This window comes from Thermodesulfobacteriota bacterium, from assembly GCA_040755095.1.
GTDB lineage: Bacteria > Desulfobacterota > Desulfobulbia > Desulfobulbales > JBFMBH01 > JBFMBH01.
Window position 1 is genome coordinate 1 of record JBFMBH010000069.1, and the last position, 20,685, is coordinate 20,685.

Here is a 20,685-nt window from a genome sequence, read left to right on the forward strand (position 1 = left end):
ATACCTGCCACCTCGCACGGTCACCCCACCACGGAATGCCTTGGCCCATGACACCTGCCGGCGTGGCCGGCAAAAGGAGATGCGCAAAAACCTGTCAACGGGGATTGACACAAGGCACCATTTTTGTTGTGCCACAGGCAGGTGGAAAGACACAAGAGAGGAGCTGTTGAACGGCAAGCGGGATTCTGTGGAGGGAGCTCACGGGGGCTGCGGCGCGGCCGGCGCCGCGCCTCGGGGTGGGCACCGGCTGGGTGCCGGCCACGGCCGATGCAGCCGGCAGCGGCGGTCAGCGCGGGCGCGCGCGCTGGTAGAGGTCGAGATAGCGGCTCACCACCCGATCCCAGGTATGCCGGTCATGGATGCGGCGCACCGCGGCCTGCTGCATGGCGCGGATGGCCTGGGGCTGGCTCCGGAACAGGGCCAGGGCCCGCTCCATGGCCGCGGTCAGGGCCGCGGCGGTCGGCTCGTGGAAGGCCAGTCCGGTTTCGCCATCCACCACCTTCACCAGGCCGCCCACATGGTGCACCACCGGCAGATTGCCGAAAAGCTGGGCGATGAAGTCGGTGAGGCCGCAGGGCTCGTAGCGGGAAGGGACGAGGAAGAAGTCGCCGGCCGCGTAGATCTGGTCGGCCAGGGTGGCGGAGAAGCCCCGCAGCAGGCAGAGCCGGCCCTGATTGGCCGGGTCGGCCGCCAGCTGCATCAGGGCGGTCTCCAGATCCTTGGCGCCCGAGCCCAGGATGAGAACCTGGAAGTCCGGGTCCCGGGGCAGGAGATCGGCCAGGGCCGCCACCAGGAGATCCACCCCCTTCTGGGCCATGAAACGGCTGATGAGGGTGAAAAGCGGCTGGCCGGGCCGGGAGGCCAGAAAGCCGGTCTGGTCGAGGCCCGGGGTGGCACCGGCAGCGAGGCGGTCCACCAGGGTCTGGCGGCAGATCGCTTTGCCGGCCAGATCCCCGCGGCCGGCATCGAAGGCCGCCGCCAGGCCGTGCTGCTGCGGCCGACTGGGATCGTAGTCCGCCGGGCTGATGCCGTTGGTGACCCCGGTGATGCGGACGCCCCGCTCGGCCAGGGTGTGGCCCAGCCAGCCGGTGAGGCGGTCCTGATCCGTTTCCTGGAGCTCCCGGGCATAGTTTTCGCTCACCGTGGTCATCACCGCGTAGTCGGCGGCAGCCAGGAAGGGATCGAAGCGGCCGTGCAGCTGGTGGCGGAGGATGAGCCGGCCTGGCAAGCCGCAGATGGTCTGGGCAAAGGGCAGATCGTCCACCTCCTGGTGGTAGCCCAGGCCGGCGTTGTGGATGGTGACCAGGGCGCCGGTATCCCGGAGCCAGTGGCGAAAGCCCTCCAGCTCCCGCATCATCGCTGGCAGGATGGCGGTGTGACCGTCATGGGCATGGATGACCGCTGGCCGTACCCCTTCCCGGAGGAGGGCGGCCAGGCAGGCCTTCTGGAGGAGCACGTTCATGGCGAAGTAGTCGTAGTGGCCGCTGCCCTGGCGGTGGAAGGGGTCTTTTGCCTCCTCCTCGGCGGTGTATGTGTAGACCGAATGCTTCTCCCGGAAGCGGTCGGCCTCCACCAGGAGCAGCCGCACCCCCTGGCGGACGGCCGCCCACAGCTGCACCTTCTCCCGCCGCTCCACGCCCACATAGGGCATGTCCACCGCAAAAGGATCGCCTGCCGGCGCAAAGCCGGCGGCGGCCGGCTCCAGGAAGCCGTAGGCAGGCAGCACCACGGTGACCTGGCGACCGGTCCGCACCAGGGCCTCGGCCAGCTGCCGGGCCACATCCTTGACCCCGCCGGCGCCGGCCAGGCGGTCGTATTCCCGGCTGACCATCCAGATGGCTTCAGCGGCGTGGCTTGTCTTGGGCATGGGGGGTCGTCCTCCTGGAAGGGGCGGTCAGCCCGGGCTCGGTCAGATTGTCGGCCGGATGGCCAGCTGGCGCAGGAGATGGTCCGCCAGGGTCAGGCGCACCATGGCCTCGCAGACCGGCACGATGCGGGGGATGGCCGAGATGTCGTGGCGGCCGCCGATGCGGATGGTGGTGGGCTCGCCGGCTACGGTCATGGTGCGCTGCTCCTGGCCGATGGAAGGGATCGGCTTCACCGCCACCCGGGCGACGATGGCGTCGCCGTTGGACACCCCTGCCAGGATGCCGCCGGCCCGGTTGCTGGCAAAGCCTTCCGGGGTCAAGGGGTCGTTGTTCTGGGAGCCGGTCAGGGTCGCGACGGCAAAGCCGGCGCCGATCTCCACCCCCTTGACCGCGCCGATGCTCATGAGGGCGTGGGCCAGGGTGGCGTCCAGCTTGTCGAAGACCGGATCCCCCAGCCCGGCCGGCACGTTCGAGGCCAGGATCTCGACAATGCCGCCCAGGGAGTCCCCCTGGCTGCGCACCGCGGCAATCCGCTCCTCCATGCGGCTGGCGGCCTCATTGTCCGGACAGAACAGGCGGTTCTCCCCGATCTCGGCCAGCAGGCGGCGCTCGGTGGCCACCCCCCCCACCGCCACGGTGTAGGCAAGCACCTCGATGCCGTGACGGGCCAGCAGCACCGCGGCCACCGCCCCGGCCGCCACCCGGGCCGCAGTCTCCCGGGCCGACGCCCGGCCGCCACCCCGGTGATCCCGGATGCCGTATTTCTTGAGATAGGAATAGTCGCCGTGGCCGGGCCGGAAGACCTCCCGCAGCTGATCATAGGCGCCGCTCCGGGCGTCCCGGTTGGCGATGGCCAGGGCGATGGGGGTGCCGGTGGTGCGGCCCTCGAAGACCCCGGAGAGGATCTCCACCCGGTCCGGCTCCTGGCGGGGGCTCTCCCCGCCGCCCTTGCCGGGTCGCCGGCGTTCCAGAGCGGACTGGATGTCCGTGGCCGCAAGGGGCAGCCCGGGCGGACAGCCATCGATCACCGCCCCCACCGCCGGGCCGTGGGACTCCCCCCAGGTGGTGACGCGAAACAGCTTGCCAAAGGTGTTGCCGGACATGATCAGGCCTCACGGGACTGTTGCGGCTGGCCAGGAGCTGGCCACGGCCACGATGCGGTCGACAATCGCCGCCACCGGCAGGCCGTCGGTATCGAGGCGCAGGTGGCAGCCGGCCTGGTAGAGAGGCGTACGGACGGCCAGCACCGCCGCCACCTCCTCGGCCACGCCGGCCCCGGTCAGGGATGGCCGCTGGCCGGCGGTGGCGGCATCCCGCTGCAGGCGGCCGACGATGGTCTCGTGGCTGGCGTCCAGCCAGATCACCAGACCGGAGGCCATGAGCCGCGGCCAGACCTCCTGGTGCAGGATGGCACCGCCGCCGGTGGCGAGAACCAGGTTCTCCCGGCCGATGCTCCGGGCCAAGAGCTCCCGTTCCCGGGCCCGGAAGGTCTCCCAGCCCTGGGCCGCCACCAGCTCCCGGATCGAGCAGCCGCAGGAGGCCTCGATCTCCCGGTCCAGATCCACAAAGTCCAGGCCCAGGCGCCGGGCCACCAGGCGGCCGACGGTGGTCTTGCCACAGGCCCGGTAGCCAACAAGGATGATCTTCACAGGATGGGCTGCTCCGCTAAGATCGGCGACCAGGGCGCCCGGCCACGCCCGGGGGCCAGGCAAAGCAGGGAGCAGGATACCGCAACCGGCGGCAAATGGCGAGTCGGGTGGCGTCGGGCGTGCCAGGCCCGCGCCACCCCAACGGCATAGCAGGAGGTGCCTTACTCGGCCACGTTCAGTCCCAGATACTTCCTGATGTGCCGAGCCAGATGGTCGTCAATCTCGCCGTGGCGAGGTACAGGCTGCTTCTGGCCGGTGGCCGGGTTCAGGTAGATGTCGTGCCGTGCCCCATGGCGAAGCAGCATACATCCGGCCTGCGCCAGAATCCGCAGCAGCTCAGCCCGTCTCACAGCGCAATCTCCTTGAGCTGGTAATTCTCTGGGACGTCGTCCATGACCATCAGCCGGTAGGCATCCCGCAGGTTCTCCTCCAACTCCTCCAGGGTCTCCCCCTGGCTCATGATCTCCGGATGCTCCAGAAGCTTGCCCAGCCAGAACCGTTCGCCCTTCCAAAAGACCATCGTCAGCTTCCGCTCCATCTGTCCCTCCTGTCCTGGCACCACCCTGCCATGTCCAATCTCGCAGTGGGCCACCATGGTCTGACCATCAATGGTACTCACATTGAGCGCGGAATGGCAACGGACCAGAAATGGCGGCGCCGGACGCGCTGGACAACAAAAAAGCCTGCAACCCCGGAGGATTACAGGCTCTCTCGCCCTGCACCGGCTGCTGCCGGATGAATGTTTGGTGCCGAGACCAGGAATTGAACCAGGGACACCCGGATTTTCAGTCCGGTGCTCTACCAGCTGAGCTATCTCGGCAGGCGTGGTACGGGGCAGATATATGCCAACCCCGGGCGGTTGTCAAGCCCTTCACGAGCCGCCGGCTCAAGGCTCGTCCTTCTCCAGGGTGAGGCCGGAGCCGGCTGGGATGGCCTTGGTCGGGGTCTCGGGCAGGGGCACCACCTCGTCGCTGCTGCCCAGGTCCAGCTCCAGGTCCAGGTCGCCGAACAGGGACGTGACAGTGGTGGCCTCTTCGGCTGGGGGGGGCGGGGAGAGCGGGGGGGCCAGAGGCCCCAGGTCCAGGGACAGGTCGGTCTCCCCGCCGGGCGGCGGCCAGGGGGTAGGAGCCGCCAGGGCGTCTGCCTCCAGGGTCAGGTCCAGGTCGCCGGCCGCGGGCAGGGTCTCCAGCTCGGCCTCCCGGGGGCCGGGCAGATCCAGGGTGCCCTCGTCCGGGACCAGAAGGTCGGACAGGTCGATGGAGTCCAGGGAGAGCTGCGGCATCTCGGCGGCCGGCAGCTCCTCGCCGCCGGCCGGCTCCTCCAGGTCCAGATCCAGCTCCAGGTCCAGGGCCGGTGCTCTGTCGGGCGCCACCGCGGGCTCTTCCGGCACCACCGCCCGGGTCTCCGGCTCGACCTCTGGCGGCTCCAGGGAGGGGAATTCCAGGGTTGGCTCGTCCGCGGCCGCAGCCGGGATCTCCAGCGCCACCGGCTCCTCGGTCGCCACGGTTGGGGGCTCCTCGGGCAGGGAGAACGCGATGCCCTCGGCCTCCGGCGCCGGGGCGACCGGGATCTCGAGGCCCGCCATCTCTGCCTCGGCGGTTTCGGGGGTAAAGGCGATGCCCTCTTCGGCCGGGACCGGGGACGCCATGGCCTCGGGCTCGACCTCGGCCTGGTAGGCCTCCTCCGCGGCCATGGTCTCTTCGGGCGGCTGGGGATGGAGCAGGGGGCCCAGGAAGAAGGGCGCCGTGATCAGGGAGCCGGTGCCGTGCAGCACCAGGAGCACCGGGGTCAGATCATGGCGGCAGCGACCGCAGGCGGCCTGGTCATCAAAGGAAATATAGCCACACTTGGGGCAGCGCATGCGTCCTCCTTGCTGGTCCGGCAGCCAACGCCGAGCGTCAATGGCTTGAGTCTAGTACGGCCGGCCGACTACGGTCAAGCCCGGCCCGGGGCTGTTTCCGGGCAGCATCCGTATTTCCCGTTGAAGAAATGGGCCGTTTTCGCTACGTTACTGCGCAATCAGCCTCCAACCCCCAGGGAGCCATCATGACCCAGCGACGTCTCTGCCTGCTGTCTTTGCCGCTCCTGGCGCTTTGCCTGCTGCTTTCGTCCTGCGGCCGGGGCGAGCCGGTGCGCCATCTCGCCTCGGACGTTTCCCTGGTCATCCAGGGCCAGAGCACCAGGGCCGATGTGGAGATGGCCCTGGGCCCGCCCGACGAGAGCCGAATCGGGACGGACGGCCGGGAGGAGTGGATCTACCGGGAGGTCCACCGCAGCCTCCTGCGCAAGACGCCCTATGTGGGCGGGCACCTGGGCGATCAGGAGGAAGAGGTGGTGGTGGTGACCTTCGAAGGCGACCGGGTGCGGACCTGCGTCTACCGCGTCGACGGCGAAGACCGGACGGAGACCGAATCCCCGTGAGCGGTGCCGGCCTGGACTACGAGAAGGCGCGGCAGCGCATGGTGGAGGAGCAGCTGCGGCCCCGCCACATCACCGACCCCCGGGTGCTGGCGGCCATGGGGGAGATCCCCCGCCACCTGTTCGTGGAGGAGGCCCTGCAGGCCCGGGCCTACGGCGACTTCCCGCTGCCGATCGGCGAGGGCCAGACCATCTCCCAGCCCTACATCGTGGCCCTCATGACCCAGGCCCTGGAGCTGGCCGGCCCGGAGACGGTGCTGGAGATCGGCACCGGCTCCGGCTACCAGGCGGCCATCCTCTCCCGCCTCTGCCACAAGGTCTACACCGTCGAGCGGCTCCGGCCCCTTTTTTTCCAGGCCCGGCGGCTCTTCGACAGCCAGCGCTACACCAACATCGTCTGCAAGCTCGATGACGGCACCCTGGGCTGGCCGGAGTATGCCCCCTTCGACGCCATCATCGTCACCGCGGCCGGTCCCGAGGTCCCGGCCCCGCTGCTGGCGCAGCTGGCGGACCCCGGGCGGCTGGTCATCCCGGTGGGCGACCGCTGGAGCCAGGCCCTGGTGGTGGTGACGAAGGAGTCCGGCCGGATCAGAAAGCGCACCATCGAGAGCGTTCGCTTCGTCAGCCTGGTGGGCGCCCACGGCTGGCAGGACTGATCAGGGCGCCGGCTGCACCCGGCGGGCCAGCTCCCGGACCTGGCCCGCGATGCCGGCCAAGTCCCCGGTCAGGAGCTGGCGCTCCTCCACCACCACCCGGCCACCCACCAGCACGGTCCGCACATCCGCCCCCCGCCGGCGGCAGACCGCCTCCTCCTCGCCAGCCGTGGGCTGCGGCGCCTCGATGATCACCACGTCAGCGGCGTAGCCGGGGGCCAGCGCGCCCAGCCAGCGGCCCAGGCCCAGCACCGCCGCGCCACCGGCAGTGGCCATGGCCAGAAGCGCCGGCGCCGGTACGGCACGCCGGTGCAAGGCTCGGCAGCAGGCCAGCTCGGAGAAGAGATCGAGCCGGTTGTTGCTGGCCGCGCCATCGGTGCCGAGGGCCACCGGCACGCCGGCCGCCAGGAGAGCCGGCAGGGGGCTGATGCCGCAGGCCAGCTTGAGGTTGCTCCGCGGGCACAGCACGAGCCCGGCGCCGCTGGCTGCCAGGACCTCGATATCCGCGTCATCCAGCCAGACGCCGTGCACCAGCACCGAGCCACGATCCAGCACCCCCAGGCGGGCCAGGGACTGGAGGGGGCTCATCCCGTGCTCGGCCTGCCAGCGCTCGACCTCGGCCCGGGTCTCGGCCACGTGGGTCAGCCAGAGGGCACCGGCGGCAGAGGCCGCCTCCTTGGCGGCCACCAGGGTGGCGGCGGAGCAGGTGTAGGGGGCGTGGCAGAAAAGCGCCGGCTGCACCCGGGCGTGCCGTCCTTGCCAGCGGCCGAGGAAATCCCGGGCCCGGGCCACGTTCTCCCTGGGGTCCGGCACCCCCGGGGCGGGAAAGTCGATGACGCCCTGGGCCGCCACCACCCGCAGGCCCAGATCGGCCAGGGCGCCGGCGGCAGCATCCTCGTGGAAGTAAGCGTCGGCGACCGTGGTGGTGCCCGCCAGCAGCATCTCGGCGGCGGCCAGCCGGCTGGCTGCCGCCACCGCCTCCGGATCCATGAACCGGGCCTCGGCGGGAAAGATCTTCTCGAACAGCCAAGTGGCCAGGGGCAGGTCATCGGCCAGGCCCCGGAACAGGGTCATGGCGGCGTGGCAGTGGGCGTTGACCAGGCCGGGCACGACCAGCCGGTCCCGGGCATCCAGGATCCGGCCGGCAGCCTTTGCCAGGGCCGGCGGGCAGTCAGCCATCGGCCCCAGGCTCATGATGCGGCCGTCCGTGATGGCGAGATACCCCGGATGGAGCACCGCCGGCAGCCCGGGGTGGACCGGCAGCAGGCAGCCGCCGGTGATGAGGATGTCGGCGGCCGCCTCCGGTCGATGGCTGTCCATGGGCTGCTACCGGTCGCAGGCCGGATGGACCCTGATGGCCCGCCGCCGGCCCAGGGCCAGGCCCCGCCCGATCTGGCCGGCGCCCTGCCGCATCATCTCCAGGGGCTCGTTCCCGCTGCCCATGATCGTCCACCTCCTGCAAGGATTTGGTCCATCCCAGGCCGGCCGGCAACGCCACAACGAGCGACACCTGGGACGGCACCAAGACTAGAAAGCCAGGCCCGGGAAGTCAAGGCCAGGGCGCCCAAAAACGCCTTGAGCCGGAAGCGCCTTCCTGGGTAAGATGCCGGCACAACGACCTCCCCCCGGATCGAAGGAGCCATCCATGACCGACAAGGAGCTGGTGCTCTCCGAGAGCGCCATTGCCCAGCGGGTGCAGGAGCTGGGCCAGATGATCACCCGGGATTACGCCGGCCGGTCCCTGGTGGTGGTGGGCATCCTGAAGGGCGCCTTCATCTTCATGGCCGACCTGGTGCGCCACATCGACCTGCCCCTGGAGATCGATTTCGTGCGGGTGGCCAGCTATGGCGCCGGCACCACGAGCGGCGAGCTGCGCTTCACCAAGGATATCGAGGTGGCGGTGGCCGGCCGGGACGTCCTCCTGGTGGAAGACATTGTCGATACCGGCCGCACCGTCGCCTTTCTCCGGGACATCATCACCTGTCACGAGCCCAGCTCGCTGCGCATCTGCGCCCTCATTGACAAGAAGGAGCGGCGGGACGTGCCCTGCTGGGTGGACTACGTGGGCTTCGACGTCCACGAAGGCTTCCTGGTGGGCTACGGCCTGGACTGCGCCGAGCAGTATCGCAACCTGGCCGCGGTCTACCACCTCCGGGGCCGGTAGCACCCCGCTTGCCGCCATGGCCCGCGATCTCCTGGCCAAGGATCGCCGTTTCCTCTGGCACCCCTACACCCAGATGCAGGACCTGGAGACCGTGCCGCCCCTGGTGGTGGACCGGGCCTTGGGGCTCTTTCTCTACGACCCCCAAGGCCGGCCCTATTTCGATGCCATCTCCTCCTGGTGGTGCATCCTGCACGGCCACAACCATCCCCATATCCGCCAGGCGGTGGCCCGGCAGCTGGAGCGGCTGCCCCATACCCTCTTGGCCGGGGTCACCCACGAGCCGGCGGTGCTGCTGGCCGAGCAGCTGGTGGCCATCACCCCGCCCCGGCTCACCCGGGTCTTCTTTTCGGACAACGGCTCCACCGCCTGCGAGGTGGCCATCAAGATGGCCCTCCAGTACCGGCAGCTCACCGGCCAGGGCGAGCGGCGGGAGCTGGTCGCCCTGGCCCGGGGCTACCACGGGGACACCATCGGCACCATGGGCCTGGGCGGTGTGCCGGAGTTCCATGCCGCGTTCAGCGACCTGACCCTGCCGGTCCACCGCCTCCCCTCCCCCGACTGCTACCGTTGCCCGGCCGGCGAGCGCGGGCCGGAGTGCTCCCTGGCCTGCCTGGCCCCCTTTGCCGAGCTGCTGGCGGCCCGGGGCGAACGACTGGCGGCGGTCATCCTGGAGCCTCTGATCCAGGCGGCTGGCGGCATGATCATCCACCCGCCCCGCTATCTGGCGCGGCTGGTGGCCATGGCCCGGCAGGGGGGCCTGCACGTCATCCTGGACGAGGTGGCCACCGGCTTCGGCCGCACCGGCCGCATGTTCGCCCTGGAGCACGCCGGGGTGGAGCCGGACCTCCTGTGCCTGTCCAAGGGTCTCACCGCCGGCTTCCTGCCCATGGGCGCGACCCTGGCCAGCGAGGAGATCTACCAGGCCTTCTACGGGGATTACCGGGAAAACCGCACCTTCTACCACGGCCACACCTATACCGGCAATCCCCTGGCCGCCCGGGCGGCCCTGGCCTCCCTGGAGGTCTTTGCCGCCGAGGGCTCCCTGGCCCGGCTGGCCGGCAGCATCCCCCACCTGGCCGCCCGGGTGGAGCGGTTCCGGGAGCTGCCCTGGGTGGGGGATGTCCGGCAGCTGGGCATGATCGTGGCCATGGAGCTGGTCAAGGACCGGGCCACCAGGGAGCCCTTCAGCTTTGCCGACCGGGTGGGCTGGGCCATCCATCGCCAGGGCCTGGCCGCCGGCCTCTTCATCCGGCCGCTGGGCCATGTCGTCTACCTGTGGCTGCCCATCTCCACCACCTGGTCGGAGATCGATGCCATCACCGACCGGCTCTACGCCATCCTGGCCGACCCCACCAACATCAGCGGCTGGCCGGGCGGCGGCCGTCCTTGATCTTTGGCCGCCGGGATGGTAGGAAAGAGACCTTTGTGCGCCCGTAGCTCAGCCGGATAGAGCGTCGGACTTCGAATCCGCAGGCCGGGGGTTCAAATCCCTCCGGGCGCACCATTGCCCTCCCCCCTTCTCACCGTGCCAACGCTCCACCCGCCGGCAGCCCGGCCTGGCCGCAGCAGCAGGCTGCCGGCAGATCATGGTTTTCCTGGGACGCCCATCGGTGCTATTATGAGCTGATACAGCCTGCACCAGGGCCGGGCCCAGGCCGTGGCGGGTCGCGAGCTGTTCCCGAGGTATGTCGTGTCCTTCGATCCCAATGCCGTGTCCTTGCGGGTCAAGATCCTGGCCAGCCTCTTCGTTGCCCTGGGGCTGTCCATGGCGGCGAGCCTGTACGGCATCTGGAGCTTCGAGCGGGGCAAGCTCATCGAGATCAGCCGCAACCAGGCGGTGCAGGCCGGGCTCACCATCCGGTCGGCCCTGCGCCATGCCATGCTCCAGCACAACACCGAGGCGATCACCAGCTCCATCGAAGAGATCGCCCGGGGCACCCTGCTTTCCCATATCTGCGTGCTGGACGCCAACGGCCGCATTGTCTTCTCCAGCGAGCCGCAGCTGCGGGGACAGGTCCTGGACCTGGCGAAGGAGCCGGAATGCCTGGCCTGCCACACGGACGGGGAGCGGCACGTCAGCCAGCGCACGGCGCTGCTCAATGTCCACGACCGGCCCACCCTGCGCAACATCCTGCCCATCGCCAACGAGCCGGCCTGCCATGGCTGCCACGCCCCGGACCGGCGAACCCTGGGCGTGTTCATGTTCGACTCCTCCCTGGCGCCCTTCGATGCCGTCCTCCGCCAGACCGCCAGCCGTCTGCTCCTCACCGGTCTGCTCACCCTGGCCGGGATCTTTGTCCTCATCTCCACCATCGTCACCCGGTTCATCACCCGGCCGGTGCGGGGCCTCCTGGACGGCTTCGAGCGGCTGGGCAACGGCCAGTTCGGCCACTGGCTGGAGCTGGGCGGCAGCCGCGAGTTCGCCGACATCAGCACCGCCTTCAACGTCATGAGCCGGGCGGTGGGCCGCTATCTGGGCGAGGTGCGGGCCAAGGCCAAGGAGATCGCCACCCTGTACACCATCGTCCAGCGCATGAGCCGCAGCATCGAGTGGAAGCAGGTCAAGGAGGTGGTGGTCTCCCTGCTCACCGAGATCCTGGATGCCGACAGCGTGGTGCTGGTGATCCCCATCGAAAAGAGGCCCAATCACTTCGCCGTCTACTGGCGGGAAGAGGGCCAGCGGCTGTTCCGCCGGGACTACTCGCCGGACGCCCCCCACGCCCCGCATCCCGCCCTCTCCCGGCAGGAGTTCCGCCGCTGGCTCGACGAGCGCTTCACCAGCCCGGTGTTCCTGGCCGGCCACACCCGGGTCCTGATCCCCTTGCTGTTCAAAGACACCCAGTTCGGACTCATCGCGGTGGCCAAGAAGCCGGGCCAGGAGTTCGTGGCGGCCGAGATGAAGCTGGTGGCCGCGGTCACCCAGCACGTCTCCATCGCCTTCACCAACGCCCGCCTCTACGACATGGCGATCACGGACAGCCTGACCAGCCTCTACACCAAGCGCTATCTGATGACCAAGCTGCACGACCTGGTGCACCGCTTCCAGCGCCTGCCCGAGGATGGCTTCTGCCTTCTGATGCTGGATCTTGACCACTTCAAGGAGGTGAACGACACCTTCGGCCATCAGGTGGGCGACCAGCTGCTGGTGCAGATGGCCCGGCTCATCCAGAGCAATGTCCGGCACGAGGACATCCCCTGCCGGTATGGGGGCGAGGAGTTCGTGATCCTGATTCCCGGCAAGGGACTGGAGGAGTCCCTGGGGGTGGCGGAGCGGCTGCGCAGCCAGGTGGAGGGGTATACCTTCGCCGGCCCGGACCTCACCTGCATCCAGCGCACGGTGAGCATCGGTGTCGCCTGCTGCCCCGGCCATGGGACCACGGCCGACGCCCTCATCGCCGCAGCGGATGCGGCCCTCTACACCGCCAAGCGGGACGGTCGCAACCTGGTGCGGGTCCCGTCTGAAGCGCCCCAGGCCGGATAACCCCGGTCGCCGCTGCCGGCCGCGCTTCCCAATAAGCCCTTGCCGGGTCCTGCCCGGCCCCCCCCTGCCCCACTTCGACAAGCATGATGGCCGCGGCCCAATCAGCCGGCCCGGCCGGGGTCCGAGCTGACAGCAGCATTTTCTGGTTATCCTGACAAAAATTATTGTCATGTGCCGGCGTGACGGGTACATTCCGGCCATGACCGCCGGTGGCGATCCACAGGCCGGGCCGGGCGGCTGCAGCTGCAGCAACTGAACAAGAACGGGTACCGGTGGGGGAGAAGTCATGCCTTCCTTGTGCAAAGCGGCCCGGCCATCAGGCCAGCTGGCTTGGCGCCGGACGCTGGCCGGCGTGCTCCTGGCCGGCAGCTGTGTGGCAGCCAGCCCGGCCAGCAGCCGGGTGAGCGGCGTCTGCGCCAATTGCCACACCATGCACAACTCCCAGGCCGGTCAGCCGGTGGCGGCGGCAGGAACCGGCGCCGGCTGGGATGCCAGCGGTCGCCTGGCCGGCCCCGCCGGCGGGCCGGTGGAGTCCCTGCTCATCAGCGACTGCGTCGGCTGCCACTCCTCGACGACCTCGGAGACCATCATCCAGGTGGGCGGGGTCCGCATCCCGGTGGTCTATAACACGGTGCCGCCCGTCAACCCCCTGGCCGGAGGCAACTTCCACTGGGTGGTCGCCAACGGGGACGGGTACGGCCACAACGTCCGCGGCATCGCCGGCGAGGACCAGGTCCTGGCGGTGGCGCCGGGGAAGCTCGGCGGCTGCAACAACTCCTGCCATGACAGCCTGGCCCGGGAGCCCGGCTCCAGCCAATACAACAATGGTGGCGGCTGCAAGGGCTGCCACTACCAGGTCTTCCACCACCAGGACAACGATCGCTACCGGTTCCTGGTGGGGCACCAGACCGGCGACTGCTACGTGACCGGGGTCGAGGATGCTGACTGGGAGCAGGTGGCCGATGGCAGCCACAACCTGCAGCATGGCCATGACCGGGACGCCAGCCCCGGCGCCTTGGGTCTGGCCCGGACCCAGAGCATCAGCAGCTATTGCGGGGGGTGCCACGGCCTGTTCCACGACAGCACCAGAATCCGGGGGGCTGGCGACACCTGGCTGCGCCATCCCACCGACATTCTCTTGCCGGAGGTGGGGGAGTATGCGGCCTACAACCCGGTGACGGATTCCAGCACCGAGGCGCCGGTGGCCTGGCTGGATCCGACCCAGCCGCGCCGCACCGAGGCGGTGGTCTCCTGCCTGTCCTGCCACCGGCCCCACGGCTCGGATCAGCCGGACCTGCTGCGCTGGGACTACGCCAGCATGGCGGAAGGCACCGGCTGCTTCACCTGCCACACCGACAAGGATTAGAGCGGGCTGGGGCCAGATCGGTCTGGCGGCCGGCCGGTCGCGCTCCCACGGTCTTCGTGCCGCCGCATCAGCCCGAAAAAGGAGGAGACCCCATGAAAAAGCTCATCGCGGCATGCCTCATTGTGCTCTTCGGCACTGGCCTCGCCCTGGCCTCGGGCGGCAAGCACCACGGCGATGTCGGCCAGGGCAAGGTCGCCACGGGCGGCCAGGCCAAGGGCAGCTCTTCCCAGACGCGGGCCGGACGCTGATCCCGGCCGGCTGCGGCCGGGCTGGCCCGTCACAACGCCTGCCCCGGTTTCGCCTTCGCCCCCGGGCATGGAGCCGGATGACCAACCGGTGGCGCGCCCGCCCAGGTACGTTGGCCGGCCATGGGCCTTGCCGGTGAGAAAGTCGGCAGCTTGGGCGGCCTGCTCTTCGATAGCCGGGTCGGGCCCGGTACGACTCCATCCGCCTCACCCGGGCTTTGTGCCAGGCCTGCTGCGACGGCTGTCCGGGGGGACGCCTGCGCCACCTGGACCTCGGCCTGCGGCCCGTCAAGCCTGGCCGGCTGGCCAGCCGAGGTGGCCGAGCTGCCCCCGACGGCTTCACCCCCTCTGAAGCCCTGTCGCCAATCCGAGGCGTGGCGAAGGGCTTGTCGCGGACGCTGGGCTCGGGTATGGTCCCAGGCATGGACCGCCCCCGCAGCCATGCGCCCTGCACGCCCTTTCTCGCCGGCTTCACCAGCATGACGGTGCAGCGGGCCGGCATCATGGCCTGTCCCTCTCCCCGGCTGGGCGCGCGGCTGACGGTGGACACCGATCTCACCCCGCTCTTCCCCTATCTCAACCGCACGGTGCCCGGCGCCCGCTACCTCGACGCACCCGAACGGGTCCAGTTCGTCTTCGACGGCATCCACTGCCATCTGTATGCCCACGACATCATCGCCGCTGCCTTCCAGGATCACGACCAGGTGGTCCGCTTCGGGGAGCGGCTTTTGTGCCATCTCAACGGCCTTCATGCCCGGAAGGGCGTTCTGGAGCCGGACTTCCGGCGGGTCCGGCCCGTGCCTGCCCTGGAGGTGTACCGAATTCTGCCGCGGACCAACTGCGGCCGTTGCGGCCAGCCCAGCTGCCTGGCCTTTGCCGGCGCGCTCGCCACTGGTCGGGCCGACCTTGACCAGTGCCCCGGCCTGGCCGCCCCCATGGAGCAGAAGGCCGTCTATCCGGTGCTGGACCGCCAGGGACGGCTGACCGGCACCGTGGCCCTGGACCTGCCGGCACGCCATGCCGAGCCGGCTGGCGGCCGGCCGGCGCTGGCCGCCCTGCTCACCGGCCGGGAATTCCAGGTTCTGGGGCTCCTGGCCCGGGGCGCCAGCTACCCCGAGATCGCCCGGACCCTGGCCATCAGCCCCCACACCGTGAAGAGCCATGTGGTGCATATCTACGACAAGCTGGGAGTGCGCGACCGGGCCCAGGCTGCGGCCCTGGCGGTGCGGCACCGGCTGATCTGAGGCCGCGCCGCCTCTGGGCCGTCCCTCCCCTTCTGCCCTGGGGGGGAAAAAAACACCCGCATCCCCCGAACGGGTGATGCGGCAAGCCGCCTTGCAGGGTTTTCTTCCAGAATTCTGTGCCGCTGGAGGATCTGCCATGGCGCCACCCCTGCAACCCCTCGCGATCTTCAAGCTCCTCGCCAAGACCAACTGCAAGGAATGCCTGCTGCCGTCCTGCATGGCCTTTGCCGTGGCGGTAGCCCAGGGACAACGGGACCTGGCCGACTGCCCCCACGTGGCTGCCGGTACCACCGCCGGTCCGGCGACGCCCCGGCCGGCGAGCCCGGGGGGCGAAGAGGTGCGGGAGCACCTCCTGGACCGCTACCGGCAGGAGGTGGCCAACACCGATCTGGCTGCGGCCGCCCGGCGGCTCGGCCTGCCCCTGGTGGACGGGATGGTGGTGGTTACCTGCCTGGGCAAGGAGCTCCGGATCCGTGCCAACGGCGATCTGGTCTCCCACTGCCACCGGAACACCTGGGTCCAGGTGCCTCTCCTGGGTTTCATCCTGCATGGCCAGGGCCTGGCCCCGGCAGGGCAGTGGGTGGCCTTCGGCGAGTTGGCAGGAACCGGTGACTGGCAGCGGTTCTTCGCCCACCGCTGCGAGCAGGAGATGCACCGGTTGGCTGACGCCCATCCGGAGCTGTTCTTCGAGATCCTGCGGCTTTTTGGCGCCAGGCCCCTCGCCGGCGTCACCAACGCCGACCGGTCCCTGGTGATCCAGCCCCTTCCCGGCGTGCCCTTCCTCGTCAACTACTGGCAACCGGAGGAGGAATTCCCCTCCCAGCTCAACATCCTCTTGGACCGGACCGCCACGGCCAACAGCACCGCCCAGTGCCTCTACCTCCTGGGCCGAGGCCTGGTGGAGATGTTCCGGGCCCTCATCGTCCGCCACAGCCGCGACGGCCGGCTGTTTGACGTCACGCCGGCGCTTCCACGGCAACCGCTTGCATGAGCGCCCTCCATGGTCCGCGCCTGCACCATCGCGGCCCTGTATCCGGGGCGGACTGGTCTGGGGTCGGGAGCTGGACCCTGCGAGCCGGCGCAGGAGCTCATCGTCGTCGTCAGGACCCAGGCACAGGGGACGATGAATACACCGGGCGATCACGTGGTGCAGGGCACCCGGGGCGTCAGGACGGCCTTGGCGCGGCAGGACGAAAGGGGCTGGGGACAGGGGGCCAGGGCAGTCAGTGCCGGGCGGCGGGTGGACCCCCGGAGGGAGGGCGCCAGGAACGGTCGGACGGCGCAAGCGGGTGGAGGCTTCTGGCCAGGGCTGTCAGATCCGGTTTTCCCGCCGCCCGGTTGACGCAGGAGGTCGTCACCCCCAGGTAGCGTGCCACCTCGGCCCCGCTATACCCATGGATGCGCACCGCCAGCTGGCTGAAGGCCCGGCGGGCCTCCACCAGGGGCAGCCGGCGGCCGGCGGTCCGCAGCTCACCTGGCTCCAGCCCGGCCGCCACCGCCACCCTGGCCTCCAGCTGCGGCAGGCTCAGCCGCTGCTGGCTGAGCCGGAGCGTCTCCCTCGTCTGCGACGCGGCGGCCTGAAGCGTCGCCTCCACAAAGGCTCCATCCCCCAGGATCCGCTCGTCGGCCGCCATGGCCGCTTTGCGGCTCCGCAGGCTCAGCACCTCCGCCCAGCCGCCCGCGCTTCGGATCAGGCCGCCACCCACCAGCTCCGGCCGGTGCCCCTGGGCGATCCCCGCCGCCACGAACTCCCGGTACCGGCGTCGAGCTTCATCAGGCTTCGGCCCAAACTGGCCCAGGATCTCGTCCACCGCCTGCCAGGGCCGCTGGATGGTGCCCATGAGGGCGGAGTGCGAGGAGTAGGGATGCCGGTCCAGCTGCTCCAGATCGGCCACGACGCCAGCCCGCAAGGGATTGAGGCCCAGATAGCGGACCAGCTCCAGGAGATACCTCTCCTCGTCACACAGGATCGACTTGTACCGGTTCTGGAACACATGCCCATGGCGGCCGTGCCGCCGATTACAGGCCTGCGCATAGCCCGTCATCAGGCTCCGCATCATCGCGGCCAGGGGCACGGGGCCGGTCCGCACCAGAAGGTGGAAATGGTTGGGAATGAGAGCCCAGGCGAGGACCGTCCACCGTCCCCGTTCGGTGGCCCCTTCCAGCCGGTGCAGGAAGTCCTGGTAATCGGCCGGATCCAGGAACAGGGGACGACGCTCGATCCCCCTGGCGATCACGTGGTGGAGAATGCCCGGGGCGTCCAGGCGGCTTTGGCGAGGCATGGCTGGACGGTATCATGCCCTGGTCAGGGTTGTCAAGCGCTCTGGGCACGAACGTCCCGCTGCCGGCCGTTTGGCCTCGCGACCGAGCCGCTCGACCATCCACACGGGGAAGTCGATGTTGACTCGGCGAGACTCCTGCAGGGGCCGGCGCGCCGAGTCCATGTCGAGCTCGTCGACAGACGCTCTCGCCGTCGACGAAGCGCTTGTCGAGCTCACTCGCCACCTCCTACCCGATTTCGGCCTTTGCCGTTGATGGGACGCCCTGTTTGGCAAGTCTTACAAGAAGACGAAGGGCCTCGTTTACCGCAACCGGGTCTGGAAACATCTGGGCTACGTCCGGGTCCAGTGGCACCAGATTGGTACCCTGCCGATACGCCTGATAATGCTTTCCGCGAACACCTCCAGAGAAATCATACTCTGGACGCATGTCATCTTCCGTATTGCTCTTTTGATCAGGATGCATAGTTGCGAGCCTCCCGTGGAGTCGCCTCTCGGGCTGTAATGATTCGGATGTGGTTGTTCCGTTCGGTATAGCCGACAACAAGCAACCGACCAGCTTCACTGCGGCCAATGGAAAGGAAGCGAAACTCTCCCTCGGAGTGATCCGGATCGGCGATGGTGATGTCGAATGGATCGCTGAATACGGTAGCAGCCTCGGAAAACGTGACGTTGTGCCTTGTGAAATTGGTCTGAGCCTTGTTCGGATCCCACTCGAATTCCATTGTTTATTCCTATACCTAATGTCTCTCTACGTCTTGTTGTGCTGTTGATGGAGATCGAGTACTGGCCTTTTCGGTCACCCTCGAGGGCGTGCAGTCGGTTGCCGGGGAGGAACGCGGAGGTCCTCGAGCCATGTGGCCAGGTGCAGGTACTCCAGCTTCCTCGCGGCGCGAGATGCCGCGTCAGCTGGGAACCACTACGCCTGCCCGTTCAGAAAAGCTCCCGGGTGCGCTTGTTCGCGAAGGACTTGATCACGACAGCAGGCTACCGTGTCATGTGACGCAGGTCAACGTCCTCGCCAGCGCCACCACACCCAGCCTGTTTGGGAAGCGCTCCACCGGACGTGAGGAAAGGTTTGCATCGCGACGGCGAAGCTCGGAACATCCCTGGATGCGGACACTGCTGGCAAGTTGACGTCCCAGTTCACTGTTCAACGATGAGTCGAAACAGTCAAGACCGTCCCCTCGTCCCCCGTTCGTCTCGTCCCGTCCGTCTCACGATTCGCTATCGGTAGACTTCCTTACGGTGCCCGATCGTAACGACCAGAACGAGAAGCTGTGCATCGTGGATTTCATATATGACTCTGTACTGCCCAATCCGAATCCGCCAAGCTGGTCGCCCAGAGAGCTTCTTTCTTCCAGGAGGACACGGATCCTCTGCCAGTTGGCGAATGGCCTCGATCACCCTTGGTTGATCCTCGCGGTGACCCTTGGCAAGTCCTTTCTGGGCGGACCGGAGGATTTCGACGGTATACGTCACTCGTCGTGATCCTCGCGAAGCTCCCGCACTGCTTGTTCAAAAGGAATCGCATCTTGTGGGCCCTTTTTTGCGGCATCGTACGCACGGATATCATCCAACTCCTCCAGCTCCTCAAGGATCCCTTCCCATTCGCCAAGGGGAAGTTGGACCGCCTTGCGTCGCTGTTTTTCGTCCAGTATGTACTGAGGGTGTATGCTAATCATAACGCGTCACCATCGATCATCAGACTTCTTTCCAGAATAGCGGAGCTCCGTGCTGTGATTCAACCTTCCTTCAGCAGCGAACGCCCCGGCCAACGCGCCGGCCCAAGGTGCTTGCCCGTGAGGCCGCCACGCTACTCGCGGTCGCTGTTGAGCCGGCGCAGGAAGTCCTGGTAATCGGCGGGTCCAGGAACAGGGGGACGACGTTCGATCCCCCTGGCGATCACGTGGTGGAGGATACTCGGGGCGTCCAAGCGGCGTTGGCGAGGCATGGCTGGACGGTATCATGCCCCGATCGGGGCTGTCAAGCGCTCTGAGCACGAACGTCCCGAACGTCCCCGCGAACACAAAATTCAGCGGCCCGGCCGAAATGGCAACGAACCTGGAATTGCACCACTGACTTTCAATGCACCACGGATTGCCGGGTCCGCTGGAATGATTCGTTAGCAAAAAACCTGCTCACCCTGCACAGCCTGTATTCTCAGGTTGTCCGATTTTCACTGGATTTGATGATCCGAAGAGACGCGATTGCAATTCTGCCCTCTGTTGGTTCTTTGGTTGAAACATTCATGCTATTCGGATTAGTCAATTCAACGGCAATCAAACCCCAGTAGAGATAATAGAAATCATAACCGTGATGCCGTGGCACAGCCTGCACGTGCGTTACAAATTCATCTCTTAAGGGAAAGGGTCTTTCGAGTTCAATAACGGCAGATCCGTCTTGATTCAAATTAGTGAGCCGTCCGGCAAGCTTGAGGCCGTTAAGGGTTCTCTCGAAGGCATCATCTATTCTGAGCAAAACTTGTTTGCCCAGTGGAGACCATCCTGTCAGACGGATCAATGCATTGAACACCTTTATGAAGGCCATTAGAAACCCCCGATTCTGTATTCAAAACCACCACCGGGTTGCCCCCACTGGGGCTGAGGTGTAACAGTTCTTGGTCCGCCAATGTATTTGAAGGGCGACGGTGAGATGGGACGAACGGCAGTAGCTGGGTTCCATGGGGGTAATGCAAGCTTCTGGACAGCTTCAGGGCCGGTTTGATAGGGTGGTCGCCATCCCCATCCTCGGGTTATCCATGGGCTGCTATATCCGGGGGTGCCCGCAGGATAGTATTGCCAGAAAGGTCTGCCCAAATAAGCGCCAGCGGCTGATCCGACTCCAAGGACTGTTGCTGTTGTCTGTGCATTGCAGGGGTCAGCCAATGTTGCAAAAGCCCCAGGAATCCCGTAGAGCCAGTTCCCAGATTCAACTTGCCTGTCTGCCCAGTATTGCGCAGAATCGCCCGCAGCATGTTGGAAACTTGACGATTGTGACCCTACGAACAAAGCTACGCCAATAAATATTGGTATAATAGGGAGTAGCCCATCTGGATCGACCAAGTTGACCGGATCGTTCTCGGCATAAACATACGGGATTGATTCCACCCTCTAATCCAATTGGATCAGGGGTAAGGTAGCGTCCCGTCGTACCTGATCACAGGGTATGCATTTTGTGCGGGCGACAATTTCCGATTTCTGGTAAGACACCTCCCACGAGGGAGGTGTTGTCTTGTCGGAGATACTCCACCGCATTCGCGGACGCCAGCTCGATGCCGGGGACCTGGAAGCCATCCAGGCCGTTGTTGCCCAGCAT

22 protein-coding genes, 2 tRNA genes and 2 pseudogenes are annotated in these 20,685 nt (G+C 67.6%); 10 read left to right on the forward strand and 16 right to left on the reverse strand.

Annotated features, from left to right (window positions below):
- Positions 1-286: 286 nt before the first annotated feature.
- The 7 genes from AB1634_11245 to AB1634_11275 form a co-directional block, all read right to left on the reverse strand.
- Positions 287-1,867, reverse strand: coding sequence for a glycogen/starch synthase (locus tag AB1634_11245; GenBank protein MEW6220094.1), 1,581 nt, complete (start codon positions 1,865-1,867; stop codon positions 287-289).
- A 42-nt stretch (positions 1,868-1,909) separates the two neighbouring features.
- Positions 1,910-2,971, reverse strand: coding sequence for a chorismate synthase (gene aroC / locus AB1634_11250; protein ID MEW6220095.1), 1,062 nt, complete (start codon positions 2,969-2,971; stop codon positions 1,910-1,912).
- A gap of 9 nt (positions 2,972-2,980) precedes the next feature.
- Entirely contained in the window at positions 2,981-3,517 is a 537-nt protein-coding gene (locus AB1634_11255; protein ID MEW6220096.1) for a shikimate kinase, read from the reverse strand.
- Positions 3,518-3,678: 161 nt separating this feature from the next.
- Positions 3,679-3,867, reverse strand: coding sequence for a type II toxin-antitoxin system HicA family toxin (locus tag AB1634_11260; GenBank protein MEW6220097.1), 189 nt, complete (start codon positions 3,865-3,867; stop codon positions 3,679-3,681).
- Positions 3,864-4,055, reverse strand: coding sequence for a type II toxin-antitoxin system HicB family antitoxin (locus AB1634_11265; GenBank protein MEW6220098.1), 192 nt, complete (start codon positions 4,053-4,055; stop codon positions 3,864-3,866). Before AB1634_11265 ends, AB1634_11260 begins: the two co-directional genes overlap by 4 nt.
- A gap of 206 nt (positions 4,056-4,261) precedes the next feature.
- Positions 4,262-4,337 (reverse strand) — tRNA-Phe (locus tag AB1634_11270).
- A gap of 66 nt (positions 4,338-4,403) precedes the next feature.
- Complete coding sequence (locus AB1634_11275; protein ID MEW6220099.1) at positions 4,404-5,378, reverse strand: hypothetical protein; 975 nt, start codon at positions 5,376-5,378, stop codon at positions 4,404-4,406.
- A gap of 185 nt (positions 5,379-5,563) precedes the next feature.
- On the opposite strand from AB1634_11275, the gene AB1634_11280 reads away from it, so the two are divergent.
- Positions 5,564-5,938, forward strand: a complete 375-nt coding sequence (locus AB1634_11280; GenBank protein MEW6220100.1) for a hypothetical protein — start codon at positions 5,564-5,566, stop codon at positions 5,936-5,938.
- Entirely contained in the window at positions 5,929-6,591 is a 663-nt protein-coding gene (locus AB1634_11285; GenBank protein MEW6220101.1) for a protein-L-isoaspartate(D-aspartate) O-methyltransferase, read from the forward strand. Before AB1634_11280 ends, AB1634_11285 begins: the two co-directional genes overlap by 10 nt.
- On the opposite strand, the gene AB1634_11290 is transcribed toward AB1634_11285, so the two are convergent.
- Positions 6,592-7,908, reverse strand: coding sequence for an amidohydrolase (locus AB1634_11290; GenBank protein MEW6220102.1), 1,317 nt, complete (start codon positions 7,906-7,908; stop codon positions 6,592-6,594). It lies immediately after the preceding gene.
- Positions 7,909-8,233: 325 nt separating this feature from the next.
- On the opposite strand from AB1634_11290, the gene hpt reads away from it, so the two are divergent.
- From hpt to AB1634_11330, 8 genes are all read left to right on the forward strand, one after another.
- Positions 8,234-8,752, forward strand: a complete 519-nt coding sequence (gene hpt, locus AB1634_11295) for a hypoxanthine phosphoribosyltransferase (GenBank protein ID MEW6220103.1) — start codon at positions 8,234-8,236, stop codon at positions 8,750-8,752.
- Between the two features lie 16 nt (positions 8,753-8,768).
- Complete coding sequence (bioA, locus tag AB1634_11300) at positions 8,769-10,142, forward strand: adenosylmethionine--8-amino-7-oxononanoate transaminase (protein MEW6220104.1); 1,374 nt, start codon at positions 8,769-8,771, stop codon at positions 10,140-10,142.
- Between the two features lie 37 nt (positions 10,143-10,179).
- Positions 10,180-10,256: transfer RNA gene (locus AB1634_11305), tRNA-Arg, on the forward strand.
- Positions 10,257-10,442: 186 nt separating this feature from the next.
- Positions 10,443-12,233, forward strand: a complete 1,791-nt coding sequence (locus tag AB1634_11310) for a diguanylate cyclase (protein MEW6220105.1) — start codon at positions 10,443-10,445, stop codon at positions 12,231-12,233.
- Positions 12,234-12,519: 286 nt separating this feature from the next.
- Positions 12,520-13,599 carry a cytochrome c3 family protein gene (locus AB1634_11315; GenBank protein ID MEW6220106.1) on the forward strand — a complete coding sequence of 360 codons (1,080 nt, stop codon included), beginning with the start codon at positions 12,520-12,522 and terminating at the stop codon, positions 13,597-13,599.
- A gap of 92 nt (positions 13,600-13,691) precedes the next feature.
- Positions 13,692-13,847: a hypothetical protein gene (locus tag AB1634_11320; protein ID MEW6220107.1), complete on the forward strand. Its 156-nt coding sequence runs from the start codon at positions 13,692-13,694 to the stop codon at positions 13,845-13,847.
- A gap of 419 nt (positions 13,848-14,266) precedes the next feature.
- Positions 14,267-15,088, forward strand: coding sequence for a LuxR C-terminal-related transcriptional regulator (locus AB1634_11325; protein ID MEW6220108.1), 822 nt, complete (start codon positions 14,267-14,269; stop codon positions 15,086-15,088).
- 136 nt (positions 15,089-15,224) lie between these two features.
- Complete coding sequence (locus AB1634_11330; protein ID MEW6220109.1) at positions 15,225-16,079, forward strand: DUF3786 domain-containing protein; 855 nt, start codon at positions 15,225-15,227, stop codon at positions 16,077-16,079.
- A 232-nt stretch (positions 16,080-16,311) separates the two neighbouring features.
- Here AB1634_11330 and AB1634_11335 read toward each other — a convergent pair whose 3' ends face one another.
- The 8 genes and pseudogenes from AB1634_11335 to AB1634_11370 all read right to left on the reverse strand — a co-directional run bounded on the left by AB1634_11335 (position 16,312) and on the right by AB1634_11370 (position 19,917).
- Positions 16,312-17,370 carry a transposase gene (locus AB1634_11335; GenBank protein ID MEW6220110.1) on the reverse strand — a complete coding sequence of 353 codons (1,059 nt, stop codon included), beginning with the start codon at positions 17,368-17,370 and terminating at the stop codon, positions 16,312-16,314.
- Positions 17,371-17,436: 66 nt separating this feature from the next.
- A pseudogene (locus AB1634_11340) lies at positions 17,437-17,593 on the reverse strand (CopG family transcriptional regulator).
- Between the two features lie 3 nt (positions 17,594-17,596).
- The gene (locus AB1634_11345; protein MEW6220111.1) at positions 17,597-17,833 is read right to left on the reverse strand and encodes a hypothetical protein; all 237 of its coding nucleotides are present in this window, start codon (positions 17,831-17,833) and stop codon (positions 17,597-17,599) included.
- Positions 17,823-18,092 (reverse strand): BrnT family toxin, encoded by a 270-nt coding sequence (locus AB1634_11350; protein MEW6220112.1) that lies wholly within the window; start codon positions 18,090-18,092, stop codon positions 17,823-17,825. Before AB1634_11350 ends, AB1634_11345 begins: the two co-directional genes overlap by 11 nt.
- A gap of 40 nt (positions 18,093-18,132) precedes the next feature.
- Positions 18,133-18,345 (reverse strand): annotated as a pseudogene (locus tag AB1634_11355) (type II toxin-antitoxin system RelE/ParE family toxin).
- A gap of 249 nt (positions 18,346-18,594) precedes the next feature.
- A complete protein-coding gene (locus tag AB1634_11360; protein ID MEW6220113.1) occupies positions 18,595-18,849 on the reverse strand; it encodes a type II toxin-antitoxin system RelE/ParE family toxin in 255 nt (84 codons plus the stop codon).
- Positions 18,846-19,052 carry a hypothetical protein gene (locus tag AB1634_11365; GenBank protein ID MEW6220114.1) on the reverse strand — a complete coding sequence of 69 codons (207 nt, stop codon included), beginning with the start codon at positions 19,050-19,052 and terminating at the stop codon, positions 18,846-18,848. Before AB1634_11365 ends, AB1634_11360 begins: the two co-directional genes overlap by 4 nt.
- Positions 19,053-19,530: 478 nt before the next feature.
- Complete coding sequence (locus tag AB1634_11370; protein ID MEW6220115.1) at positions 19,531-19,917, reverse strand: hypothetical protein; 387 nt, start codon at positions 19,915-19,917, stop codon at positions 19,531-19,533.
- Positions 19,918-20,685: the final 768 nt, after the last annotated feature.

Coding starts and splice junctions, on each gene's coding strand:
- AB1634_11290 (MEW6220102.1), bottom strand. CDS start 7,908: ATGGACAGCCATCGACCGGAGGCGGCCGCCGACATCCTCATCACCGGC.
- AB1634_11245 (MEW6220094.1), bottom strand. CDS start 1,867: ATGCCCAAGACAAGCCACGCCGCTGAAGCCATCTGGATGGTCAGCCGG.
- AB1634_11370 (MEW6220115.1), bottom strand. CDS start 19,917: ATGGCCTTCATAAAGGTGTTCAATGCATTGATCCGTCTGACAGGATGG.
- AB1634_11320 (MEW6220107.1), top strand. CDS start 13,692: ATGAAAAAGCTCATCGCGGCATGCCTCATTGTGCTCTTCGGCACTGGC.
- AB1634_11275 (MEW6220099.1), bottom strand. CDS start 5,378: ATGCGCTGCCCCAAGTGTGGCTATATTTCCTTTGATGACCAGGCCGCC.
- AB1634_11325 (MEW6220108.1), top strand. CDS start 14,267: ATGGACCGCCCCCGCAGCCATGCGCCCTGCACGCCCTTTCTCGCCGGC.
- AB1634_11345 (MEW6220111.1), bottom strand. CDS start 17,833: ATGCATCCTGATCAAAAGAGCAATACGGAAGATGACATGCGTCCAGAG.
- AB1634_11335 (MEW6220110.1), bottom strand. CDS start 17,370: ATGCCTCGCCAAAGCCGCCTGGACGCCCCGGGCATTCTCCACCACGTG.
- AB1634_11280 (MEW6220100.1), top strand. CDS start 5,564: ATGACCCAGCGACGTCTCTGCCTGCTGTCTTTGCCGCTCCTGGCGCTT.
- AB1634_11365 (MEW6220114.1), bottom strand. CDS start 19,052: ATGATTAGCATACACCCTCAGTACATACTGGACGAAAAACAGCGACGC.
- AB1634_11350 (MEW6220112.1), bottom strand. CDS start 18,092: ATGGAATTCGAGTGGGATCCGAACAAGGCTCAGACCAATTTCACAAGG.
- bioA (MEW6220104.1), top strand. CDS start 8,769: ATGGCCCGCGATCTCCTGGCCAAGGATCGCCGTTTCCTCTGGCACCCC.
- AB1634_11315 (MEW6220106.1), top strand. CDS start 12,520: ATGCCTTCCTTGTGCAAAGCGGCCCGGCCATCAGGCCAGCTGGCTTGG.
- AB1634_11330 (MEW6220109.1), top strand. CDS start 15,225: ATGGCGCCACCCCTGCAACCCCTCGCGATCTTCAAGCTCCTCGCCAAG.
- aroC (MEW6220095.1), bottom strand. CDS start 2,971: ATGTCCGGCAACACCTTTGGCAAGCTGTTTCGCGTCACCACCTGGGGG.
- hpt (MEW6220103.1), top strand. CDS start 8,234: ATGACCGACAAGGAGCTGGTGCTCTCCGAGAGCGCCATTGCCCAGCGG.
- AB1634_11265 (MEW6220098.1), bottom strand. CDS start 4,055: ATGGAGCGGAAGCTGACGATGGTCTTTTGGAAGGGCGAACGGTTCTGG.